14 protein-coding genes are annotated in these 18,882 nt (G+C 73.4%); 5 read left to right on the top strand and 9 right to left on the bottom strand.

Annotation, left to right across the window (positions count from 1 at the left end; translation table 11 throughout):
• Nucleotides 1-44: 44 nt before the first annotated feature.
• Nucleotides 45-1,013, top strand: a complete 969-nt coding sequence (locus tag AB0D93_RS25480; RefSeq protein ID WP_362123280.1) for an aldo/keto reductase — start codon at nucleotides 45-47, stop codon at nucleotides 1,011-1,013.
• A 12-nt stretch (nucleotides 1,014-1,025) separates the two neighbouring features.
• On the opposite strand, the gene AB0D93_RS25485 is transcribed toward AB0D93_RS25480, so the two are convergent.
• Nucleotides 1,026-1,835 carry a phytanoyl-CoA dioxygenase family protein gene (locus AB0D93_RS25485; RefSeq protein WP_362123283.1) on the bottom strand — a complete coding sequence of 270 codons (810 nt, stop codon included), beginning with the start codon at nucleotides 1,833-1,835 and terminating at the stop codon, nucleotides 1,026-1,028.
• Between the two features lie 65 nt (nucleotides 1,836-1,900).
• On the opposite strand from AB0D93_RS25485, the gene AB0D93_RS25490 reads away from it, so the two are divergent.
• Both AB0D93_RS25490 and AB0D93_RS25495 read left to right on the top strand, forming a co-directional pair.
• Complete coding sequence (locus tag AB0D93_RS25490; RefSeq protein ID WP_362123286.1) at nucleotides 1,901-2,833, top strand: helix-turn-helix domain-containing protein; 933 nt, start codon at nucleotides 1,901-1,903, stop codon at nucleotides 2,831-2,833.
• Between the two features lie 244 nt (nucleotides 2,834-3,077).
• Nucleotides 3,078-5,216, top strand: a complete 2,139-nt coding sequence (locus AB0D93_RS25495) for an RICIN domain-containing protein (protein ID WP_362123289.1) — start codon at nucleotides 3,078-3,080, stop codon at nucleotides 5,214-5,216.
• 1 nt (nucleotide 5,217) lies between these two features.
• Here AB0D93_RS25495 and AB0D93_RS25500 read toward each other — a convergent pair whose 3' ends face one another.
• The 5 genes from AB0D93_RS25500 to AB0D93_RS25520 all read right to left on the bottom strand — a co-directional run bounded on the left by AB0D93_RS25500 (nucleotide 5,218) and on the right by AB0D93_RS25520 (nucleotide 10,741).
• Nucleotides 5,218-5,709, bottom strand: coding sequence for a universal stress protein (locus AB0D93_RS25500; protein ID WP_362123292.1), 492 nt, complete (start codon nucleotides 5,707-5,709; stop codon nucleotides 5,218-5,220).
• Nucleotides 5,710-5,740: 31 nt separating this feature from the next.
• Nucleotides 5,741-7,033, bottom strand: a complete 1,293-nt coding sequence (locus AB0D93_RS25505; protein ID WP_362123295.1) for an SLC13 family permease — start codon at nucleotides 7,031-7,033, stop codon at nucleotides 5,741-5,743.
• A 23-nt stretch (nucleotides 7,034-7,056) separates the two neighbouring features.
• Entirely contained in the window at nucleotides 7,057-8,295 is a 1,239-nt protein-coding gene (locus AB0D93_RS25510; protein WP_362123297.1) for a hypothetical protein, read from the bottom strand.
• Between the two features lie 198 nt (nucleotides 8,296-8,493).
• Nucleotides 8,494-9,195 carry a DUF4232 domain-containing protein gene (locus AB0D93_RS25515; protein WP_362123300.1) on the bottom strand — a complete coding sequence of 234 codons (702 nt, stop codon included), beginning with the start codon at nucleotides 9,193-9,195 and terminating at the stop codon, nucleotides 8,494-8,496.
• Nucleotides 9,196-9,349: 154 nt separating this feature from the next.
• A complete protein-coding gene (locus AB0D93_RS25520; protein WP_362123303.1) occupies nucleotides 9,350-10,741 on the bottom strand; it encodes a serine/threonine-protein kinase in 1,392 nt (463 codons plus the stop codon).
• 47 nt (nucleotides 10,742-10,788) lie between these two features.
• Between AB0D93_RS25520 and AB0D93_RS25525 the strand changes: the two genes are divergently transcribed.
• A complete protein-coding gene (locus AB0D93_RS25525; protein WP_362123306.1) occupies nucleotides 10,789-11,337 on the top strand; it encodes an RNA polymerase sigma factor in 549 nt (182 codons plus the stop codon).
• 3 nt (nucleotides 11,338-11,340) lie between these two features.
• On the opposite strand, the gene AB0D93_RS25530 is transcribed toward AB0D93_RS25525, so the two are convergent.
• Nucleotides 11,341-13,722, bottom strand: a complete 2,382-nt coding sequence (locus tag AB0D93_RS25530) for a SpoIIE family protein phosphatase (protein ID WP_362123309.1) — start codon at nucleotides 13,720-13,722, stop codon at nucleotides 11,341-11,343.
• A gap of 265 nt (nucleotides 13,723-13,987) precedes the next feature.
• On the opposite strand from AB0D93_RS25530, the gene AB0D93_RS25535 reads away from it, so the two are divergent.
• The gene (locus AB0D93_RS25535; RefSeq protein WP_362123312.1) at nucleotides 13,988-17,083 is read left to right on the top strand and encodes a glycoside hydrolase family 2 TIM barrel-domain containing protein; all 3,096 of its coding nucleotides are present in this window, start codon (nucleotides 13,988-13,990) and stop codon (nucleotides 17,081-17,083) included.
• A 469-nt stretch (nucleotides 17,084-17,552) separates the two neighbouring features.
• Here the strand turns inward: AB0D93_RS25535 and AB0D93_RS25540 are convergent, their stop codons facing one another.
• On the bottom strand, nucleotides 17,553-18,275 hold the full coding sequence (locus AB0D93_RS25540; RefSeq protein WP_362123315.1) for a 2OG-Fe(II) oxygenase: 723 nt from the start codon (nucleotides 18,273-18,275) through the stop codon (nucleotides 17,553-17,555).
• An 11-nt stretch (nucleotides 18,276-18,286) separates the two neighbouring features.
• Nucleotides 18,287-18,796 carry a methylated-DNA--[protein]-cysteine S-methyltransferase gene (locus tag AB0D93_RS25545; RefSeq protein ID WP_362123318.1) on the bottom strand — a complete coding sequence of 170 codons (510 nt, stop codon included), beginning with the start codon at nucleotides 18,794-18,796 and terminating at the stop codon, nucleotides 18,287-18,289.
• Between the last annotated feature and the right edge of the window lie 86 nt (nucleotides 18,797-18,882).

Below are 18,882 nucleotides of genomic sequence, written 5' to 3' on the forward strand. Positions count from 1 at the left end.
TAGGCTCGTCGTCGACCATCGTCCCGAAGGCAGGAGCAGCAACGATGCAGTACGTGAAGCTCGGTTCGACGGGCCTGGACGTGTCGCGGATCTGTCTGGGCTGCATGACCTACGGCCTGCCCGACCGCGGCGTCCACGAGTGGACCCTCGGCGAGGAGGCGTCCCGACCACTCATCCGGCAGGCGCTGGAAGCGGGCATCAACTTCTTCGACACCGCCAACGTGTACTCCGACGGCACCAGCGAGGAGATCGTCGGCAAGGCCCTGCGCGACTTCGCCGACCGTGACGAGATCGTGCTGGCCACCAAGCTGAACGGCCGGATGCGGCCGGGCCCCAACGGCGCCGGACTGTCCCGCAAGGCCGTCATGACCGAGATCGACCACAGCCTGCGCCGCCTCGGCACCGACTACGTCGACCTCTACCAGATCCACCGCTTCGACCACGCGACTCCCGTCGAGGAGACCATGGAGGCGCTGCACGACCTGGTCAAGGCGGGCAAGGTCCGCTACATCGGGGCGAGTTCGATGTACGCCTGGGAGTTCTCCAAGCTCCAGTACACGGCGGAACTGCACGGCTGGACGAAGTTCGTCTCCATGCAGAACCACTACAACCTGCTCTACCGCGAGGAGGAGCGGGAGATGCTGCCGCTCTGCGCGGACCAGGGCGTCGGTGTGCTGCCCTGGAGCCCGCTCGCCCGGGGCCGCCTCACCCGGGACTGGGGCACGGTCACCGAGCGCAGCGCCAACGACGACTTCGGCAGCCGGCTGTACCTGGAGAGCGACCGCTCGATCGTCGAGGCGGTCACCAGGATCGCGGGAGACCGGGGCGTGCCCCGCGCCCAGGTGGCCCTCGCCTGGCTGCTGCACCAGGACACGGTGGCGGCACCGATCATCGGCGCCGCCAAGCCGCGGCACATCGAGGACGCGGCGGCGGCCGTGGAACTGGAGCTGACCGAGAAGGAGATCGAGGAGCTGGAACAGCCCTACACCCCGCGGGCGATCAGCGGCCACTGAGCCCCCGCGGGCTCAGTGAGGTCCGTGCGGCGCGAACTCCGTGCCGCACGGCCCCGCACCCTCGCTCTCCGGCAGCCGTACCCGCTCCCCCCTCATGGTCACCGTCCGGTAGTACCCGCCGATCCGCTCGGCCGACCGGCCGACGTAGTGCCCGATGAACGAGCGCCGGAAGCGATCGGCCGTCCGGTTGGGGCCGGAGCCGTGCACTAGGCTGCCGTTGAAGAACAGCACGTCCCCCGGACCCAGATCCACGGGAGTCGGGGTCAGCCCGGCCGGGGGCGGAACGAACTCGCGGGCGAACGACAGCCGCTCGTCGGCGGGTTCGGGACAGAACAGGTCCATCCGGTGGGTGCCGGGGACCACCTCGAGGCCGCCGTTGTCCCGGTCGATCGGCTCGCAGGCCACCCACGCCGCCACACAAGTGCCCGGCTCGACCCGCAGATAGAAGTTGTCCTGGTGCAGCGCCTGCCCGCGCGCACCCGGCGGCTTGAAGTAGAACATGCTCTGCGCGGCCAGCACCTCCTCTCCGAACAGCACCTCCAGCACGGCCCGCAGCCTGGCGTCCAGCAGGAACTCCCGTGCCACCGGGCTGAACTCGTGCGGCTGCATCACCCGGGGGTACCGGCGCAGCGGGTCGGGGTCCGCCGGCCGGGGCGCGAAGTGTCCCGGCACGGGACCGGCGGCGTGCAGCGCGTCGAAGGCGGCGCACAGCCGCGCGGTCTCGGCCCGGCCGAACAGCCCGCGTACGACGGTGAATCCGTCCTCCTCGAACCGCCGGCGGAGCCCCTCGGGCAGGATGGCGCCGAAGTCCGTGGCCGTCATGTGTCCGCTCCCGAAGTCCGGTGGTCACTTGTCCGCCACGCTAGGCCGTGCCGCCCGACGGGAGGATGCCTGTGCGTGCTGACGACCTGCCCGTGACGGCTGTCGCCGCCCCGTCCCCGCCGCCCGGGGTGGTGGTGACCGGCCGCTACGACCAGCGGCCGGGCTACGGCGTGCTCCGGCCCCGGGGCTCGGACAGCTGGCTGTTCACGTACACCCTGGGCGGCTGCGGTCTGCTCCGGCAGGGCGCCGCCCGGGTCCGCGCCGGTGCCGGGGATCTGGTGGTGCTCGCCCCGGGCACCACCCACCGCTACACCGTCGCGCCCGGTGCCGAGCGCTGGCGCTTCTGGTGGACGCACTGTCAGGCCCGCCCGGCCTGGACGCCGTGGCTCGCCCCGTACGCCCTGTCCGACGGCCTGTACGCCGTCACGCCCGTACCGGGCACCCTGCACGCCCGGATCGAGGCGGTGTTCGACCGGATGCTCGCCGACGCCCGCGGACCGGGCGCGCAGGTGCCGCGCGAGCCGGACCCGGTGGCCGTGGCCCACGGCAGCCTGGCGCGGGAACTCGCCCTGTGCGCACTGGAAGAGGTCGTCCTGCTCGCCGCCGGCGGGGCCCGGACACCACCGCCCGCGGCGGCTGCCGACGCCCGGGTGCGCCGCGCCGAAGAGCTGATCGCCGCCGACCCCGGCGCGCCGCACAGCGTCCGCTCGCTCGCCGAGAGCGTCGCGCTCTCCCCGTCCCGCTTCGCCCACCTGTTCACCCTCGCCACCGGACGGTCCCCGATGCGGGCCCTGCGGGAGGCCCGGCTGCGGCACGCGGCCCGGCTGCTGGAGGCGACCGACCTGACGGTGGAACGGGTGGCTGCGGTCTCCGGATTCACCAGCCCCTTCCATTTCAGCCGGATCTTCCGGGAACGCTACGGAGTGCCGCCCGGCGCGTACCGGGCGGGTGAACGGAGACAAGAGGAGAAAAGGATTCACCTGAATCTGAGTCAATAAGGAGCCGAACCGCGGGCACTTGCAGATAATCGGGAGATCCCTTGTTCGCGCGTGCGTCTCTGTGCGAAAGTGTGCGCTGTCGGCGCGCAGGCACATCGCATTCCCGCTGTATGCGCCAGGCCGCTCCCCGTACACCCCCCACGCTTCAAAAGAGCCGCCTCAGGTGGACGTTCGAGCAGCCCCACCACCTTCCCATACTGCTTGGTATGGACTAATTCCGTATCACGTCTGGAGGAATACAGTCGTGAATGAGGCCGGCCTGTCGGACGAACAACTGAGTGCCGAGCTGAAGAAGTGGACCGGAGGGACACCGGCACTGCTTCCGGTCGGTGAACTCCTCGACCGGCACTGGGAGGCGGCTTTCGCCTACGCCCGGTTGTGCACGGACGGGACGCGCGCCGCCGGCATGCTCACCACCGCCGCCTTCACCCGGCTGTTCGGGGAATCGCTGCGGCAGGCCGGACCGACCGCCGCCTGGCGGCCCCACGTGCTGGTGGCCGTCCGCCGGATCGCGGCCGAGTGGGACACCGGCGGCCAACGGGAACTGCTCCATCCGGCGCTGCGGTCCGGCGAGGCCGGCGAGCGTGCCGCCGCCCGGCTGCTGCCGCCGCCCGGCCGGCGCCAGCTGTCCCGCGCGTTCCAGCGCGTGCCCCAGACCTCGCGTGCCGTACTCTGGCACACCGAGGTCGAGGGCGAACCCCTCGCCGTGCCGGCGGCTCTGCTCGGCCTGGACGAGGACGACGCGCGCGTCGAGCTGCGCCGGGCCAGGGAACGGGTGCGCGAGGAGTGCCTCCAGGTCCACCGCGAACTCGCCCCCGAGACCGAGTGCCACCGCTATCAGCGCATGCTCGACGTGACGTTCCGGCGCGGCGGGACCGACATCGACCCGGACCTGCGCCGGCACCTGGCCGGGTGCGGCCACTGCAGCCGGACCGCCGACCAACTCGCCGCGTTCAACACGGGACTCGGGCTCGCCCTGGCCGAAGCGGTCCTCGGCTGGGGCGCCCGGGAGTACCTGGAGTCCCGGGCGAGCCGCGCCGAGGACCCGACCGAACCGGCCCCGCACCCCGAGACCGTCGCCCCCCGGTCCGGCGAGCCCTTCCTGTCCGCGGAACCGCCGCGCCGGGGCGGTTCCGGCGAACTTGGTCACGGGGGCGGTGCCGCCGGGCCGACGGGGGCGGACGGCTCCGCCGAGCCCGGGAACCGGAGCGGTTCCGGTGGGCCTGTGCGCCGTGGTGGTTCCGGGTCCGCGCGGCGGGGTTCTGTCGCCGGGCCCATGGGGGCGGGTGGCTCCGCCGAGCCCGGGAACCGGCGTGGTTCCGGGGCCGTCTTCGCCGGGCCGCACGGGGAGAAGGGTTCCGCCGGGCCCGCCCGGCGTGCCGGCGCCGCCGGCAGTGACGCATCCCCAACGCCGTACCGCCGCCGCTCCGTTCACGCCGCCGGTGCGTCGGGCGAACCCGGGGAGACCGCGCCCTCCCGGCGTTCGGCCCATCGTGCCGCCCGTGTCCGCCGTGCCCGGCGTCGCCATCTCGCCCTGGCCGTCGTCACCGTCAGCGGTCTGGTGGTCCTGCCCTTGGTGCTGTGGTCCGCGCTCGGTCCGGGCGGCGGTCGGCATCCGGCCGGCGGATCCGCCTCCCCGTCGCCGGGCAAGGACGCCGCCGGCCCCGGCGCCTCCTGGGCCGGGGCCAACGCGGCCGGCCAGGGCGCCCTGCACGGCAGGCTGCACAACCTCGCCTCCGGCCTGTGCATCGGCGTCGTCGGGAAGAAGGCCGTCAAGGGCGCCGAGACCGAACTCGCCCCCTGCTCCGCGACACCGGGCCAGCAGTGGACGTACGAGACCGACGGACTGCTGCGCAACTCCGCCGCGCCCGGCCTGTGCCTGGACTCCAGCCTCGGCTACTCCGTCCGCCTCGCCCCCTGCTCGGCCACCGGCAAGGCCGCCAGGAACATCCGCTACGACTTCACCCTCCAGGGCGCCCTGATACCCCGCTGGAACCAGGACCTCGCCCTCACCCCGGCCGCCACCGACGGCTCCGGCGCCCTGGTCCTCAAGAACCGCGCCCCCGGCACCGCCCAGCGCTGGGCCGTCGACACCGCCAAGCCCGACCTGCAGATGCAGAACGTCAACTGGGACAGCCACGGCACCCCGCCGGCGACCGCCCCCTCGCACCGGGCGACCCTCACGGCGACGCCCGCGCCCAAGGCCTCCGGAACGACGGACGCGCCGACCCGGACCCCGGCCCCGACGGCGAACGGGTCGAGTCCGGCGGCCACGCCGTCCGCCACGGTGGACCCCTGCTCCGCCTACCCGTACTACTGCGCAGGGGACGGCGGGGGGTACGACGGCGGCGGCTACGGAGGCGGCGGGCGCCACCACCGCTGACTCAGGGGCGGTGCGGCGGTGGCGGCGGAATCGTGCCGAGTCCCGGGGCCGCCTCCGGCCACACCAGCAGCACCGGGCAGGGTGCGTGGTCGACGACGAACCGGACCGCCGGGCCGAGGCTCTTCGGCCCGAGCCGGGACCGGTCACCGTCCCGGGCCAGCACCAGCAGATCGGCGCCCTCGGCCGCGGCCACCACCTCCCGCTCGACCCGGCCCGACCGCTCCTCGCGTCCACAGGGCCGGCCCAGCCGCTCCGCCGCCGCGTCCAGCAACTCGGCCGCCGAACTCCCGCCGAGCGCCTCCAGGAGGTCACCGGGGTCCCGGTCCGGATGCCCACGGCCCAGCAGGCCCGCGAACGCGCCGTGCGCCAGCCCCGGCACCTCCGGCCCGCTGACGTGGAGCAGCACCACCTCGGCGGTGTCGGGTGTGTGGCCGCGCACCGCGTCCACGCAGGCGGGCCACGTGCCCTCGGTGAGCCAAGCGGTCACACGCATCCGGTCGTCCTCCCTCGGCGCCCTCGAAACCTCAGAGAACCTGCAGCGATCCCCACAGTGCCACCACCGCGACGCCCAGGGAGGACGGCACGGCGATCAGACCCAGCCGGGTGAACTCACCGAGGTCCACGCCGTGGTCGTGCTGGTGCACGATCCGCCGCCACAACAGCGTCGCCAGGGACCCGGCATAGGTCAGGTTGGGTCCGATGTTCACGCCCAGCAGCACCGCGAGCACCGCGCCCGGTCCGGCGGGTGCGGCCAGGGGCAGCAGGACCAGCACCGCGGGCAGGTTGTTGATCAGGTTCGCGAGGACGGCGGCCGACGCGGCGATCCCCAGCAGCGCGGGCAGCCCGGTGCCGTGCGGCACCACGTGCCCGAGCACGTCCGCGAGCCCGTTGTCCACGACCGCCCGCACCACGACGCCCAGCGCCAGCACGAACGCGAGGAAGGCGGGGGAGGCCGCGCGGACGACGGTCAGCGCGGTCGCCTCCCGCCGCATGAGCGCCCGCCCGGCCAGCACCAGCGCGCCCGCCGCCGCGACCCAGGCCGGCTCCACACCGAACGCCGATGCCACCACGAATCCCGCCAGCGTGCAGCCGACGGTCACCAGCGCGAACAGCGGCAACGGGGGCGCCGCAGCGGCGTCTGCGCCCGCCGGTGCCACCGACACGAGGTCACGGGCGAAGAACCGCCGGAACACCACGTACTCGGCGGCGATCGCCACCACCCACGGCAGTGCCATCAGCGCCGCGAACCGCGTGAAGCTCAGCCCGCTCGCCGCGAACGCCAGCAGGTTCGTCAAGTTGGACACCGGCAGCAGCAGCGACGCGGTGTTGGACAGGTGCGTGCAGGCGTAGACATGCGGTTTGGGCCGTACGCCGGTGCGTGCGGCCGTGACGAAGACCACCGGTGTGAGCAGCACGACGGTGGCGTCCAGACTGAGCACGGCGGTGATGGCGGAGGCCAGCGCGAAGACCGCCGTCAGCAGGCGCACCGGGCGCCCCGCCGCCCACCGGGCCATCCACGCGCCGCACGCCCGGAACAGCCCCTCCACATCGCAGAAGTGGGCGAGTACCAGCACCGCCGCCAGGAAACCGACGACCGGTCCGAGCCGCTCCACCTCGGCTCCGGCGTGGCCGGGGGAGATCGCGCCGGTGGCGACCGCGACACCGGCGGCGGGTACGGCCATGACCGCCTCGGGCCACCCGCGGGGCCGTACGACGGCCCAGGCGAGCACCGCGACGAGCAGTACGGCGGACAGGGCCGCGGCGAGCGGGGTGTTCAGGGCGGGTCCCTCCGGAAGGATCACGTGGTGCCCGCCCATGAAAGCAGACGGCCGCGGCCCTCTCAGGACGACCGGCTGCCCGCCGCGCCCAGGAACTCCTCCCAGCCGCCCACCGGGGCCTGACCCGGCACCAGCGTGCGCAGCTTGCGCAGCACCGCCGGGTCCTGCGCCTCCAGCCAGGCCACGAGCTGCTTGAACGACACGAACCGTACGTCGTCGCCGTAGGCGGCCATCTTCCCGATCGCCTCCTCGACGGCGTCCATGTAGATGCCGCCGTTCCAGCGCTCGAAGTGGTTGCCGATGAAGAGGGGGGCGCGGTTGGTCGTGTACGCCCGCTGGAAACCGGCGACATAGGCGTCGCGGGCCTGGGAGCGCCAGACGTCGTACTGGGTGCGGTCGCCGTTGGGGTTGCCGCCGGACTGGTTGAACATCATGTTGTAGTCCATCGACAGCACCTGGAAGGAGTGCCCGGGGAACGGTATGGACTGCAGCGGGAAGTCCCAGATCTTCCCGCCCTGCACCTTGCCCGGCCAGATCTGCAGCCCGCCGGGGGAGCTGGCGTCGTACTTCCAGCCGAGCGCGGCCGCGGTGGGCAGCAGGTTGGACTGGCCCTCAAGGCAGGGGGTACGGCCCCCGATCAGCTCCTTGCGGTAGTCGAAGGGCAGCGGTTCGAGGTCCGTGAAGCCGGTGTTGGTCTTCCACTGCGTCACGAAGGACATCGCCTGCTCGATCTCGCTGCGCCACTCGGCCGGGGACCAGTTGCGCACGCCGGTCGCGCCGCAGAAGTGCCCGTTGAAGTGGGTGCCGATCTCGTGGCCCTCCAGCCAGGCGGCGCGCACCTGCTGGAGGGTGGCGTGGATGTGCCGGTCGGCGAGGTAGCCGATGGCGGAGGCACCGACCGGGTGCTGCGGCGGACGGTACAGGTGCTTCTTGGACTCGGGCAGCGCGTAGATGCCGCTGAGGAAGAACGTCATCCTGGCGCCGTGGTCGGCGGCGACCTTGCGGAACCGGGAGAACAGCTGGTTGCTCAGCTCGCCCGCGCCGTCCCAGGAGAACACCACGAACTGCGGCGGCTTCTGGCCCGGCTTCAGCCGCTCGGGCTTCGGCTGGTGCGGCTGGGCCCCGGTGTCGGCCGTGGAGCCGTCGCCGATCGGTTTCACCGGCCGGGCCTGCGCGGTGCCCTTGCCGTCCCCCGGGCCGCCGTCCAACAGGCCGGTGCCGGAGGAGCACGCGGCCAGCGTGCCCAGGGCGCCCGCCGCCGCGCCCGCCGTCAGCAACCGCCTGCGTGAGATCCCGCTCATCTTGCTCCCCGATTTCCTTGTCACGGCCCCCGTGGGGCCTGCTCGCCGGTGTGGGTCGACGGGTTCGATGACAGGAGTCGGGGGAAAGGTCGCGGCCTCGGGCGCCTGTTGCCGTCCTGTGACAGTTGTGGCGCGAGCATGACGAACCCCGCTGCCCGGGGGAGTGGGCAGCGGGGTTCTCGGGGGTGTCCGGGCAGGTCAGGGGGCGGTGCCCGGGCTGAACACCGACAGGAAGACGGAGGAGGAGTTCCCGGAGACGGGCACCGCTCCGGCCGTCCAGGAGACCTTCAGCGAGTCCCGCTCGTCCGGGGGAGTGACCAGCAGTGCGGCCGGGGTGGCCGTCTTGGCGCCGCTGATGCCGGGGTTGGAGAAGGTCAGCCCCGCCCAGGCGCTCTGCCCCGGCCGCAGGGTGACCGTGGTCGCGGAGCCCGACGCCCGCCGGGGGTCGGGGCCGAGCTGGCTGCCGGAGCCGCTCACGAACGCCGCGCCCGGATAGCCGCGCAGGGTGCAGGTCCGGCCGGACTTGTTGGTGAGGACGACGGGGAAGTTCTCCTGGCCGGCGCCAGGGTCGTTCCGGCCCACCGACGCCCCCAGCTCGGAGCTGTGGCAGCGGCTGCTCGCCGCGGCCGTGGTCCCGCCGCCGCCACCGGTCGCGGAGGGCCCCGACTTCGAGACGGAGGGGGAGGAGGCACCGCCGCCGGTGGCCGGGGCGCCCGGCGTGGAGGTGTCGGACGCCGGGCTCTTCGAGTCGTCGGTCGCCGGCGCGGCCGTACCGGAGGCCGTCATCGGTGGGTTGCTGTGGACGTCCTTGCCGTTGCCACAGGCGGTCAGCAGGCCCAGCAGGGCGACCGTGCCCACGAGCAGGGCCCCGTGCCGCGCGGACCGGGGTGTGTACACCATGTCGCTCAACACTCCTGGTTGGTCATGGCACGCGACGCAGGCCGCGTACCTTGGGCGCCGAGTGCGCCGTCATCACACTCCGATGCGCGCAGCGCCGGAAAGGTTCGGCACACGCAGGGTTCTTTTCCCCACCGTGACCGTGCGCAGACGCCGGTCAGGCCACGCTCAGCGAACGGAGTATCGCGTCAGTGGCGTCCTTGACGCCCCGCTCGCGCACCTGCACGTACACCTGGGGCTGCCCGGCGCCGTCCGCCCGGCCCAGCGCGGACTCGGTGACCGAGCCGCCGTCCGGGCAGCCGCTCCAGGCCCGCACCGTGCCGTGCCAGTCACCGTCGGTGAAGGTGCGGCTGCCTGAGTAGCGGCAACCGGAGTGGTCCAGGGCCTTCACCTTCGCGGTGACGTCGCCGTGCTCGCTCACCCCGACGAACACGCCGTCCACCGGCGCCCCGAGATCGGACCACCGGTTCAGGTCGTCGGCGACCACCAGCGCCGGTTCGTGCCCCTTGGCGAGCCCCAGCGCGCCCGGGTCCCAGCCGGAGTCGCGCAGTTCGCGGCCGAAGGCGGCCGGCACCCGCACGACCACCCGCCCGGTCGAGTCCGAGACCCGCACCTCGTCCGAGGAGCCACCATGGTGGATCAGCACGGTCACTGTGACCGCGGCCGCCGCCGCGGCGAGCACCGCGGCCAGGGACAGCGTCACCGGAGTGAGCCGGCCGCGGACACCGTCCAGCCGGCGGGCGGACCGGAGCACCGGTGGGCCCGCCGCGAGCCGGTCCAGTTCGTTCGCGAACGGCTGCGCGCCGGGCCAGCGCCGCGCCCGGTCCGGTTCCAACGCCCGCAGCAGGGCCCGCTCCACGTCCTCGCCGAGGTCCGGCCGCAGCCGCCGGGGCGGTACGACCCTGCCCGGCGGGCCCGGCACACTGCCGGTGACCAGCTCGTAGCCGACCGCGCCCAGGCTGTAGACGTCCGCCCGCTCGTCGATCCCCTCACCGGGCTCGGCCTGCTCCGGCGGCTGATAGCCCGCCGAGCCCGCGGCCAGCGTGAGCACCGAGGCCTGCGCGAGGCTCTTGGCGAGCCCGAGGTCGGCCAGCAGCACCCGCCGGGTGCCGTCCGGGGCGGTGTGCAGCAGCACATTGGTCGGCTTGATGTCCCGGTGCACGATGCCCGCCTCGTGCAGCGCGGCGGCGGCACGGGCGGCCTCGGCCGTCAGCGCGAGCGCGTGGCGCACCGGCAGCGGACCGCCCGCCAGCAGATCGGCGAGGGTGCCGCCGTCGGCGTACTCCATCACGAAGTACGGCCTGCCGTCCGGGAGTTCACCGATGTCGTAGACCTGCACCACCCGGTTGGAGCCGGCCCGGCGCAGCAGCCGGGCCTCGGACAGGAAGCGGTCCCTGATGTCGAGCCGGTGCGCCCAGTTCTCGGCGAGGACCTTCACCGCGACCGGGGCCTGCAGCTCGTCGTCGTGCGCGAGCCACACCGTGGCGAAGCCGCCGGTGCCCAGCGGCCGTTCGAGGCGGTAGCGGCCGATCCGCTCCAGGGAGTGCATACGACTATCATGCCTGGCCTGAGATCGACTTGGAGGAGGGCCCGTCCGTGCAGGACCAGGCGCCGATGGAAGACCTCGCGCGGCGGGCCGCCGCCGGTGACAGCGCGGCCCTGGACCGGCTGCTGCACGAGATACGGCCGGAGGTCGTCCGCCGCTGCGGGCGCTTCCTGCCGTGCCGGGAGGACGCCGAGGAGGCGGCGCAGGACGTGCTGCTCCAGGTGGCCCGGCACATCTCCGCCTTCGAGGGCCGCAGCCGCTTCAGCACCTGGCTCTACACCGTCGTCGCCAACTGCGCCCGGCAGAAGTACCGCGAGCTGAAGCGGCGGGCCGCCGAGCAGCCGGCCGCCATCGAGCCGTCGTACGCCGTCGACCCGCGCACCACCAGCGTCATCGCCGGTTCCCGGGTGGACCTGCTGGAGGCGCTGGAGCGGCTGGAGCGTACCCATCCGCACCTGGTCGCGCCGCTGGTCTACCGGGACATCTGCCAGCTGGACTACGCCGAGGTCGCCGAGCGCGTCGGCATCCCGCTCGGCACCCTCAAGTCCCGGCTGCACGAGGCCCGCAAACAGGTGCGCCCGTGGCTGGCGGGGTCCTGAGCCCTACCCCTCCTCCTCGTACAGCGGCAGTTCCGCCCAGATCGTCTTGCCCTCCGGGGTGTGCCGGCTGCCCCAGCGCTGGGTGAGCTGGGCGACCAGCAGCAGGCCCCGGCCGCCCTCGTCGAAGGTCTTGGCCCGGCGCAGGTGCGGGGCGGTGTGACTGGTGTCGGACACCTCGCAGATCAGCGTGGTGGCGTCGTGGATCAGCCGCAGCCGGATGGGGTGGGAGCCGTACCGGATGGCGTTGGTGACCAGCTCGCTGACCACCAGTTCCGCCGTGAACGCGGCCTCGCTCAGCCGCCAGCCGTCCAGCTGCTCCACGACCTGCTTGCGGATCGGCGCGACCAGCGCCGGGTCGGCGGGAATGTCCCAGGTCGCCACCTGCTCGGCGGGCAGGCCCTGGGTACGGGCCAGCAGCAGCGCCACGTCGTCCGCCGAGCCGCCGGGCGGCAGCAGGGTGTGCAGGACGCGGTCGCAGGTCTCGTCCAGGGCGTCGGCGGACGAGCCGAGCGCCCGGTACAGCATCTCTCGGTTGGTGTCCGGGTCCCGTTCCCGGGCCCACACCAGCCCGTCCGTGTACAGCGCCAGGACGGTGCCCTCGGGCAGTTCCACCTCGGTGGACTCGAAAGGCAGCCCGCCGAGACCCAGCGGGGGACCGGCGGGCACGTCCAGTGCCCGGGGCGCGCTGCCCGGCAGCAGAACCACCGGTGGGGGATGCCCGGCGCGCGCGAGGGTGCAGCGTCTGGACACCGGGTCGTAGACGGCGTAGACGCAGGTCGCGCCGACCTCGCCGACCTCGCTGGGGCTGCCGTCGCCGCCGGACTCCTCGGACAGCCGGACCACCAGGTCGTCCAGGTGGGTGAGCAGCTCGTCCGGGGCGAGGTCGATGTCGGCGAGCGTGCGTACCGCCGTCCGCAGTCGACCCATGGTGGCCGAGGCCTCCACACCGTGCCCGACGACGTCCCCGACGACCATCGCGACCCGCATCCCGGACAGCGGGATCACGTCGAACCAGTCGCCGCCCACCCCCGCCCGCGCGGCCGGCAGGTAGCGGCAGGAGGCCTCCAGCGCGGCCGTGCGCGGCAGCGTGCGGGGCAGCAGGCTGCGCTGGAGGGCGAGCGCGGTCTCGCGTTCGCGGGAGTAGCGGCGGGCGTTGTCGATGCAGACGGCGGCCCGCGTGGTGATCTCCTCGGCGAGCAGCCGGTCGTCCGCGGTGAACGGGTCCGGTCGCCGGTGCCGGGTGAAGAGCGCGACCCCGAGGGTCAGCCCGCGGGCCTGGACGGGCACCGCCATCGAGGAGTGGATGCCGAGTCCCCGCATCCGCACGCCGGTCCGGGCCGGCGACGGCGGCACCGGTCCCGCGACCGCCGAGGCGATGATCGTGTGGCCGGCGGTGAGCGAGTCCGCCTGGGGCGAGCCGGCCGGGTACTGCGCGGTCTGCCCGGGCGCCAGCACGGCCTCGGGCACCCCGTGCAGGACGGAGCGATGGGCGGCCCGGTGCAGCGTGACCGGCGCGGTGATGCGGGCCGGGGGCTCGCCGCCGTAGTCCTGCGGGTCGAGCAGGTCGATGGTGACGAAGTCGGCGAGCGCGGGCACGCACACGTCCGTCAGTTCCTGGGCGGTGCGGATGACGTCCAGCGTGGTGCCGACGCGCATGCTCGCCTCGTTCACCAGTTGCAGCCGCTGCCGGGCCCGGTAGTTGTCGGTGATGTCGTGCGCGGCCAGGCACACCCCGCGCACCCGGCCACGGGCGTCCCGGACCGGGGCCATCCGGGCGAGCCAGGCCTGGGCGCGGCCCCTTCCGCCGGTGTGCATGGTCTGCACGTCCAGCGGACTGCCCGTGCTCAGCACCCGGAGCATGCCCTGCTCCAGTTCGTCGCTCTGCGGTTTGCCGCCGATCTCGGCGAGTCGCAGCCCGCGCAGGCGCTCCGCCGGCAGCCCGAGGACCTCGGCCATCGCGTCGTTCATCCGGCGCAGCCGGAGCTCGGCGTCGTACACGGCGACCGCACAGGGCGACTGGAGCAGGCCGGCCGCGGCGAGCGGGTCGTCGTCGGTGGGCGGTTCCGTGCCGGGCAGCGGGGTGACCACGAGCCAGCTGCCGCCCCGTTCGTCGTGCGGGGGCCGGCGGTGGGCGAGCAGCCAGACGGGGACCGTGCGGCCGTCCTGGTGGCGCAATCCGAGCGTCCCCTCCCAGCGGCCGCCCGTGGGCGCGGCCGGGATGTCCTCCTCCCCGGCCAGCAGCCGGGCGGCGGGGCGGCCCAGGACGGCGTCCGCCGGGTGGCCGAGCAGCCGCCGTGCGCCCTCGTTCCACTCGACCAGCGTTCCGTGGTCGTCGATGACAGCCCGGGCCGTCGCCGCCTCGTCGAACGGATAGACCCGGCTCATCGTCGCCGCTCCCAAGCGCACACTCACAGTGAACAGGTGGCACCTCTCGCGTTCCAGCGTAGTGCTTCGGGGACTCCCGTGAACCACGACCGCCGCCCAGGCGGCCGGTAGGTCGAACACGGTCAAGGGGGAATTCCGGCTGATCTGCCGTCCGGCGTGGTCACGGAGTTCCGGACCCTTGACGATCGTGTGTGCCGGGCCGTCAGAATCTGTTTGTTCACGATCAGTTGTGAGTACTTCTGAGTCCTGACGAGGGAGAGCCGCCATGACGGTCACTCGCCGATCGGTTCTGGTCGCCGCCACCGCCACCCCCGCGGCCGGAGCACTGCTGAGCATCCCGGCGGTCCCGGCCGCCGACGCCGCCGAGGCGTCCGGGACCGGCACACGCCACATCGTGCCGCTGCGCGACGGCTGGCGCTTCGCCCTGGTCGACGCGGGCGGCATCACCGATCCCACCGGCGCCTACGCGCAGGCCGCCGCCCCCGGCTACGACGACTCGGCCTGGCGCGAGGTCGCCGTCCCGCACGACTGGAGCATCGAGCAGACCCCCACCACCGACCACGGCACCACCAGCGGGACCGGCTTCCTCCCGGGCGGCCTCGGCTGGTACCGGCTCGCCTTCACCCTGCCGCCGTCCTGCGCGGGCAAGCGGATCTCGGTGGAGTTCGACGGCGTCTACATGGACTCCTACGTCTACTGCAACGGCACGCAGGCCGGCCACCACCCCTACGGCTACACCGGCTTCGCCCTCGGCCTCACCGGCCTGGTGCACACCGACGGCGGCACCCCCAACGTGCTCGCGGTCAAGGTGCAGAACCAACTGCCGAGCAGCCGCTGGTACTCCGGCAGCGGCATCTACCGCGAGGCCCGGCTCGTGATCACCGAACCGGTGCACGTGGCACGCTGGGGCACCCGCGTCACGACCCCCGAGATCTCCGCCGGCAGCGCCCTCGTCCGGGTGGCGACGACGGTGCTGAACGAGTCCGGCACCGGCGCGGACGTACAGGTGCTGTCCCGGATCACCGGCCCCGACGGCCGCACGGTCGCCCGTGCCTCCACCACGGCCGCCGTCTCCGACCGGGCCACCGAGACCCATGAACTGACCGTCGACGAGCCCCTGTTGTGGGACTTCGAGACACCCGGGCACCGTTACACGCTGCACACCGAGCTGCGCGTGGCCGGCCGCACCACCGACACGTTCCGCACACCCTTCGGCATCCGCGCCTACCGCTTCGACCCCGACGAGGGGTTCTCCCTGAACGGCACCTACACCAAGATCAAGGGTGTCGACCTGCACCACGACCAGGGCGCGCTCGGCGCCGCGATCAGCGTCGACGCGGTCCGCAGACAGATGCGGATCATGAAGTCGATGGGCGTCAACGCCTTCCGCACCTCCCACAACCCGCCCTCACCGCAGATGATCCAGGTCTGCGAGGAACTGGGCATCGTGATGATGGTGGAGGCCTTCGACTGCTGGCGCACCGGCAAGACGACGTACGACTACGGCCGGTTCTTCGACGAGTGGTGCGAGAAGGACGCCACCGAGATGGTCCTGGCCGCCCGGAACTCGCCGGCCGTCGTCCTGTGGTCCATCGGCAACGAGATCCCCGACTCCACCTCCACCGCGGGGCTGGCCATGGCCGACCGGATCATCGGCGCGATCAAGGCCGCGGACGACACCCGCCCGGTGGTGATCGGCTCGAACAAGTACCACGGCGTGCCGGCCAAGGGCTCGGCGGCCGACCTGATGCTCGCCAAGCTCGACGGCCTGGGCCTGAACTACAACACGGCCAAGTCGGTCGACGCGCTGCACACCCGGTACCCCCACCTGTTCCTCTTCGAGTCCGAGTCCTCCTCGGAGACCTCGACCCGGGGCGCGTACCAGGAGCCGGAACACCTCAACACCGGCGAGAACCACACGCCGGGCAGGCGGGAGACCTCCTCCTACGACAACAACCTCGCCTCCTGGACGATGAGCGGCGAGTACGGGCACAAGAAGGACCGGGACCGCAAGTGGTTCGCGGGGCAGTTCCTGTGGTCCGGCATCGACTACATCGGCGAGCCCACCCCGTACGACGTCTTCCCGGTCAAGGCGTCCTTCTTCGGCGCGGTCGACACGGCCGGCTTCCCCAAGGACATGTACCACCTCTTCAGGAGCCAGTGGACGAGCGAGCCCATGGTCCACCTGCTGCCGATGAGCTGGAACCACGAGGAGGGCGACACGGTCGAGGTCTGGGCCTACGCGAACGTGCCGTCGGTCGAGCTCCTCCTCAACGGAAGGTCCCTCGGCACACGGGAGTTCCACGTCAAGAAGACCACCGACGGACGCGCCTACCTGGAGACCACCGAGCCCACCGGCGACGACAAGACCTTCACCGACGGCCCCTACCCGGGCAGTTACACCAGCCCCAACGGCAGCGCGGGCAAGCTGCACCTGATGTGGAAAGTGCCGTTCCGGCCGGGCGAGTTGAAGGCCGTGGCCCGACGGGACGGCAAGGTGGTCGCCACCGACGTGCTGCGCACGGCCGGGGCCCCGCACGCCGTACGCCTCACCGCGGACCGTGACTCCGTCGCCGCCGACGGCCGTTCACTGGTCTTCGTCACCGCCGAGGTCGTCGACGCGCACGGCGTGGTGGTGCCCGACGCCGGGCACCTCATCGCCTTCGACGTCACGGGCGGTTCCCTGGCCGGGGTCGACAACGGCCGTGAGGAGAGCGCCGAGCGCTACCAGGCGAGCACCCGCACCGCGTTCCACGGAAAGGCTCTCGCCATCGTCCGGTCCGGCCCGGAGCCGGGCGCGCTGACCGTCACCGCACGGGCGGACGGGCTGCGCACCGGCACGGCCCGCCTGCCCGCCACCCGGGCGCGGGACACCGCTCGTACACCGGTGACCGGCTTCGAGCCCGACCACCCGGCGCCCGTGAACCACCCCTGGGCGGACGCCAGTTACTCCGGGCGCCCGGACACCCTGCCCGCGGCGATGCTCGACGGCGACCCGGCCACCGGCTGGTCCAACGCCTTCGCCAAGTCCGCCACCGCGCTGCTGCCCGCGTTCAACGGGGCGCGCGCGAAGGACTGGGTGTCGGTCGACTTCGGGCGCGCCCGCACCGTCGACCGGGTGGCCGTCTCCTTCACCGTGGACGCCACGCACGCGCTGCCCGCGCGGGCCGAGGTGGCGGTGTGGGACGGACGCGTCTACGTTCCGGTGACCGGCGCGAAGGTGGAGTGGGCCACGGCCTCGGACAGCCCGACCGTGATCACCTTCGACGCGGCGCGCGGCTCCCGGCTCCGGCTGACCCTGACGAGCGCCCACCCCGGCGAGGCCGGGGGAGCGGTGCGCATCAGCCGGCTCGACGTGTGAGCCCGGTGACCGGCTCCGTTCCACTGGTGCCCGGCCCCACGGTGTCCGGCCGCGCGCACCCACCGTCGCCGGTAGCAACCCCCAGCACCCCGCCCCGAGTCCCGGCACCAGCGGGCACGCCCCGAGCACACCCACGCCCTGGCCGTGCTGTAGGCCGAGGCGTTGGGGGGTGGTGGCCCGGTGGACCGAGCGCGGTGCGGTTGTCCTGGTGCGCACCCGTGGGACGGCGTGCGCTGGGTGTGGCCGTGCGGGCGGCTGGTGTGGTGCTTCGTCTCCGCATGCACCCCGGCCTCGTTCGACCGCATCGCGCCCCCGGCTGCCGGGAGACGTACCGCGCGGCGTCCTTCCAGGGCGTCGTCTTCGACGGCGGCGAGGGCCTGCTGCCGTCGGCATGACGCCCCGAGTGACCGCGCGCCCCGGCGCGGCACCGTGGGCACGGCCGGCCCTGGGCGATGACCCCGAGTTGCGGTCACGCCGCGTCGTGGAACACCAGCCCCAGGGTCCGCCGCCGCCCCGACCGCACGGTGCTCACCCCGTGCCGCATCGCCCCGGCCGACCAGCCACGGCGGGTGCGCACGGGTCGGTCGCGAGTGGTGAACACCAGTCCGCGTCCCTGGCGCAGGACGCTCGCCGAGCCCCGGGACTGGGCACGCGGGCGCTGCTCCACCATGAGGAACTCACCGCCGGTGTAGTCGGTGCCGTACACGTCCAGCGCGATCACCACCTGCAACGGGAAGACCAGCTCGCCGAACACGTCCCGATGCAGGGCGTTCCAGTCGCCCGGCCCGTAACTGAGCAGGATCTGCGCCGAGCGGTCCTGGCCGGCCGCGTGACAGCGCGCCAGCCACGCCTCCAGCGAGTCGGGCCAGGGCGCCGGGCGGCCCAGACGGGCCGCCCAGTCCCGGGCCACCGGCAGCAGGCGCGGGTAGAGCGCGTCGCGCAGCGCGGCCACCGGAGCGGGCAGGTCATGGGTGAAGTAGCGGTACTCGCCGGAGCCGAACCGGTGCCGGGCCAGGTCGACGGTGGTCCGGAACAGCTCCGGCTGGTCGTACAGCCCGGCCAGTTCGGCGCACTCGGCGGGGGAGAGCAGCGGGCCGGTGGATGCGCTGCCCTGCTCGTCCAGCTCGGCCGCGAGCGCGGTCCAGTCCGTGCGGGCCGCGCGGCGGCGGCCCTCGGCGGGGGTGAACGTCATGCCGTGCTCCTTCACACCAGGGCCGGCTGCAGCGCGCCTTCGTGCGTGAGCAGCCACAGCTTGCACCCGACTCCGCCCGCGTACCCGCGCATCGAGCCGTCCGCGCCGATCACCCGGTGGCAGGGGCGGACGAGCAGCAGGGGGTTGGCGCCGAGCGCCCGGCCGACGGCACGCAGTGCGGGACGCGCCAGGCCCAGCCGGGCGGCCAGCCCGCCGTACGTGGTCGTCGTGCCGTGGGGGATGTCCTGGAGGGCCTGCCACACCGCCCGCTGCGACGGCGTACCGGTCACGGCGAGCGGCAGGTCGAAACGGGTCAGGCGGCCCGCGAAGTAGGCGTCGAGCTGCCGGTGTGCCTCGGCGAACGGCCCGTCGTCGCGGTCCTCGTCGCGGACGGCGGGCGCACCGCGCTGCCCGGGCATGCTGAGCGAGGCGAGCGTGAGTCCGGCCGGCGTGACCGAGCCGGTCAGCAGCAGGTCGCCCAGCGGGCTGGGGTGGACGGTGTGGACGGCGCGTGCGCTCATCGGTGTGCTCCTTCATGTTCCGTCGGCCTGTCCTTGCGTGCTGCCGAGTCTGCTGCGCCGCGCGCCCGGTGACCGGCGGGAATCGG

The sequence above is a fragment of the Streptomyces sp. NPDC048191 genome (assembly GCF_040652655.1).
Lineage (GTDB): Bacteria > Actinomycetota > Actinomycetes > Streptomycetales > Streptomycetaceae > Streptomyces.

Coding starts and splice junctions, on each gene's coding strand:
- AB0D93_RS25480 (WP_362123280.1), top strand. CDS start 45: ATGCAGTACGTGAAGCTCGGTTCGACGGGCCTGGACGTGTCGCGGATC.
- AB0D93_RS25485 (WP_362123283.1), bottom strand. CDS start 1,835: ATGACGGCCACGGACTTCGGCGCCATCCTGCCCGAGGGGCTCCGCCGG.
- AB0D93_RS25490 (WP_362123286.1), top strand. CDS start 1,901: ATGCCTGTGCGTGCTGACGACCTGCCCGTGACGGCTGTCGCCGCCCCG.
- AB0D93_RS25500 (WP_362123292.1), bottom strand. CDS start 5,709: ATGCGTGTGACCGCTTGGCTCACCGAGGGCACGTGGCCCGCCTGCGTG.
- AB0D93_RS25505 (WP_362123295.1), bottom strand. CDS start 7,033: ATGGGCGGGCACCACGTGATCCTTCCGGAGGGACCCGCCCTGAACACC.
- AB0D93_RS25510 (WP_362123297.1), bottom strand. CDS start 8,295: ATGAGCGGGATCTCACGCAGGCGGTTGCTGACGGCGGGCGCGGCGGCG.
- AB0D93_RS25515 (WP_362123300.1), bottom strand. CDS start 9,195: ATGGTGTACACACCCCGGTCCGCGCGGCACGGGGCCCTGCTCGTGGGC.
- AB0D93_RS25520 (WP_362123303.1), bottom strand. CDS start 10,741: ATGCACTCCCTGGAGCGGATCGGCCGCTACCGCCTCGAACGGCCGCTG.
- AB0D93_RS25530 (WP_362123309.1), bottom strand. CDS start 13,722: ATGAGCCGGGTCTATCCGTTCGACGAGGCGGCGACGGCCCGGGCTGTC.
- AB0D93_RS25535 (WP_362123312.1), top strand. CDS start 13,988: ATGACGGTCACTCGCCGATCGGTTCTGGTCGCCGCCACCGCCACCCCC.
- AB0D93_RS25540 (WP_362123315.1), bottom strand. CDS start 18,275: ATGACGTTCACCCCCGCCGAGGGCCGCCGCCGCGCGGCCCGCACGGAC.
- AB0D93_RS25545 (WP_362123318.1), bottom strand. CDS start 18,796: ATGAGCGCACGCGCCGTCCACACCGTCCACCCCAGCCCGCTGGGCGAC.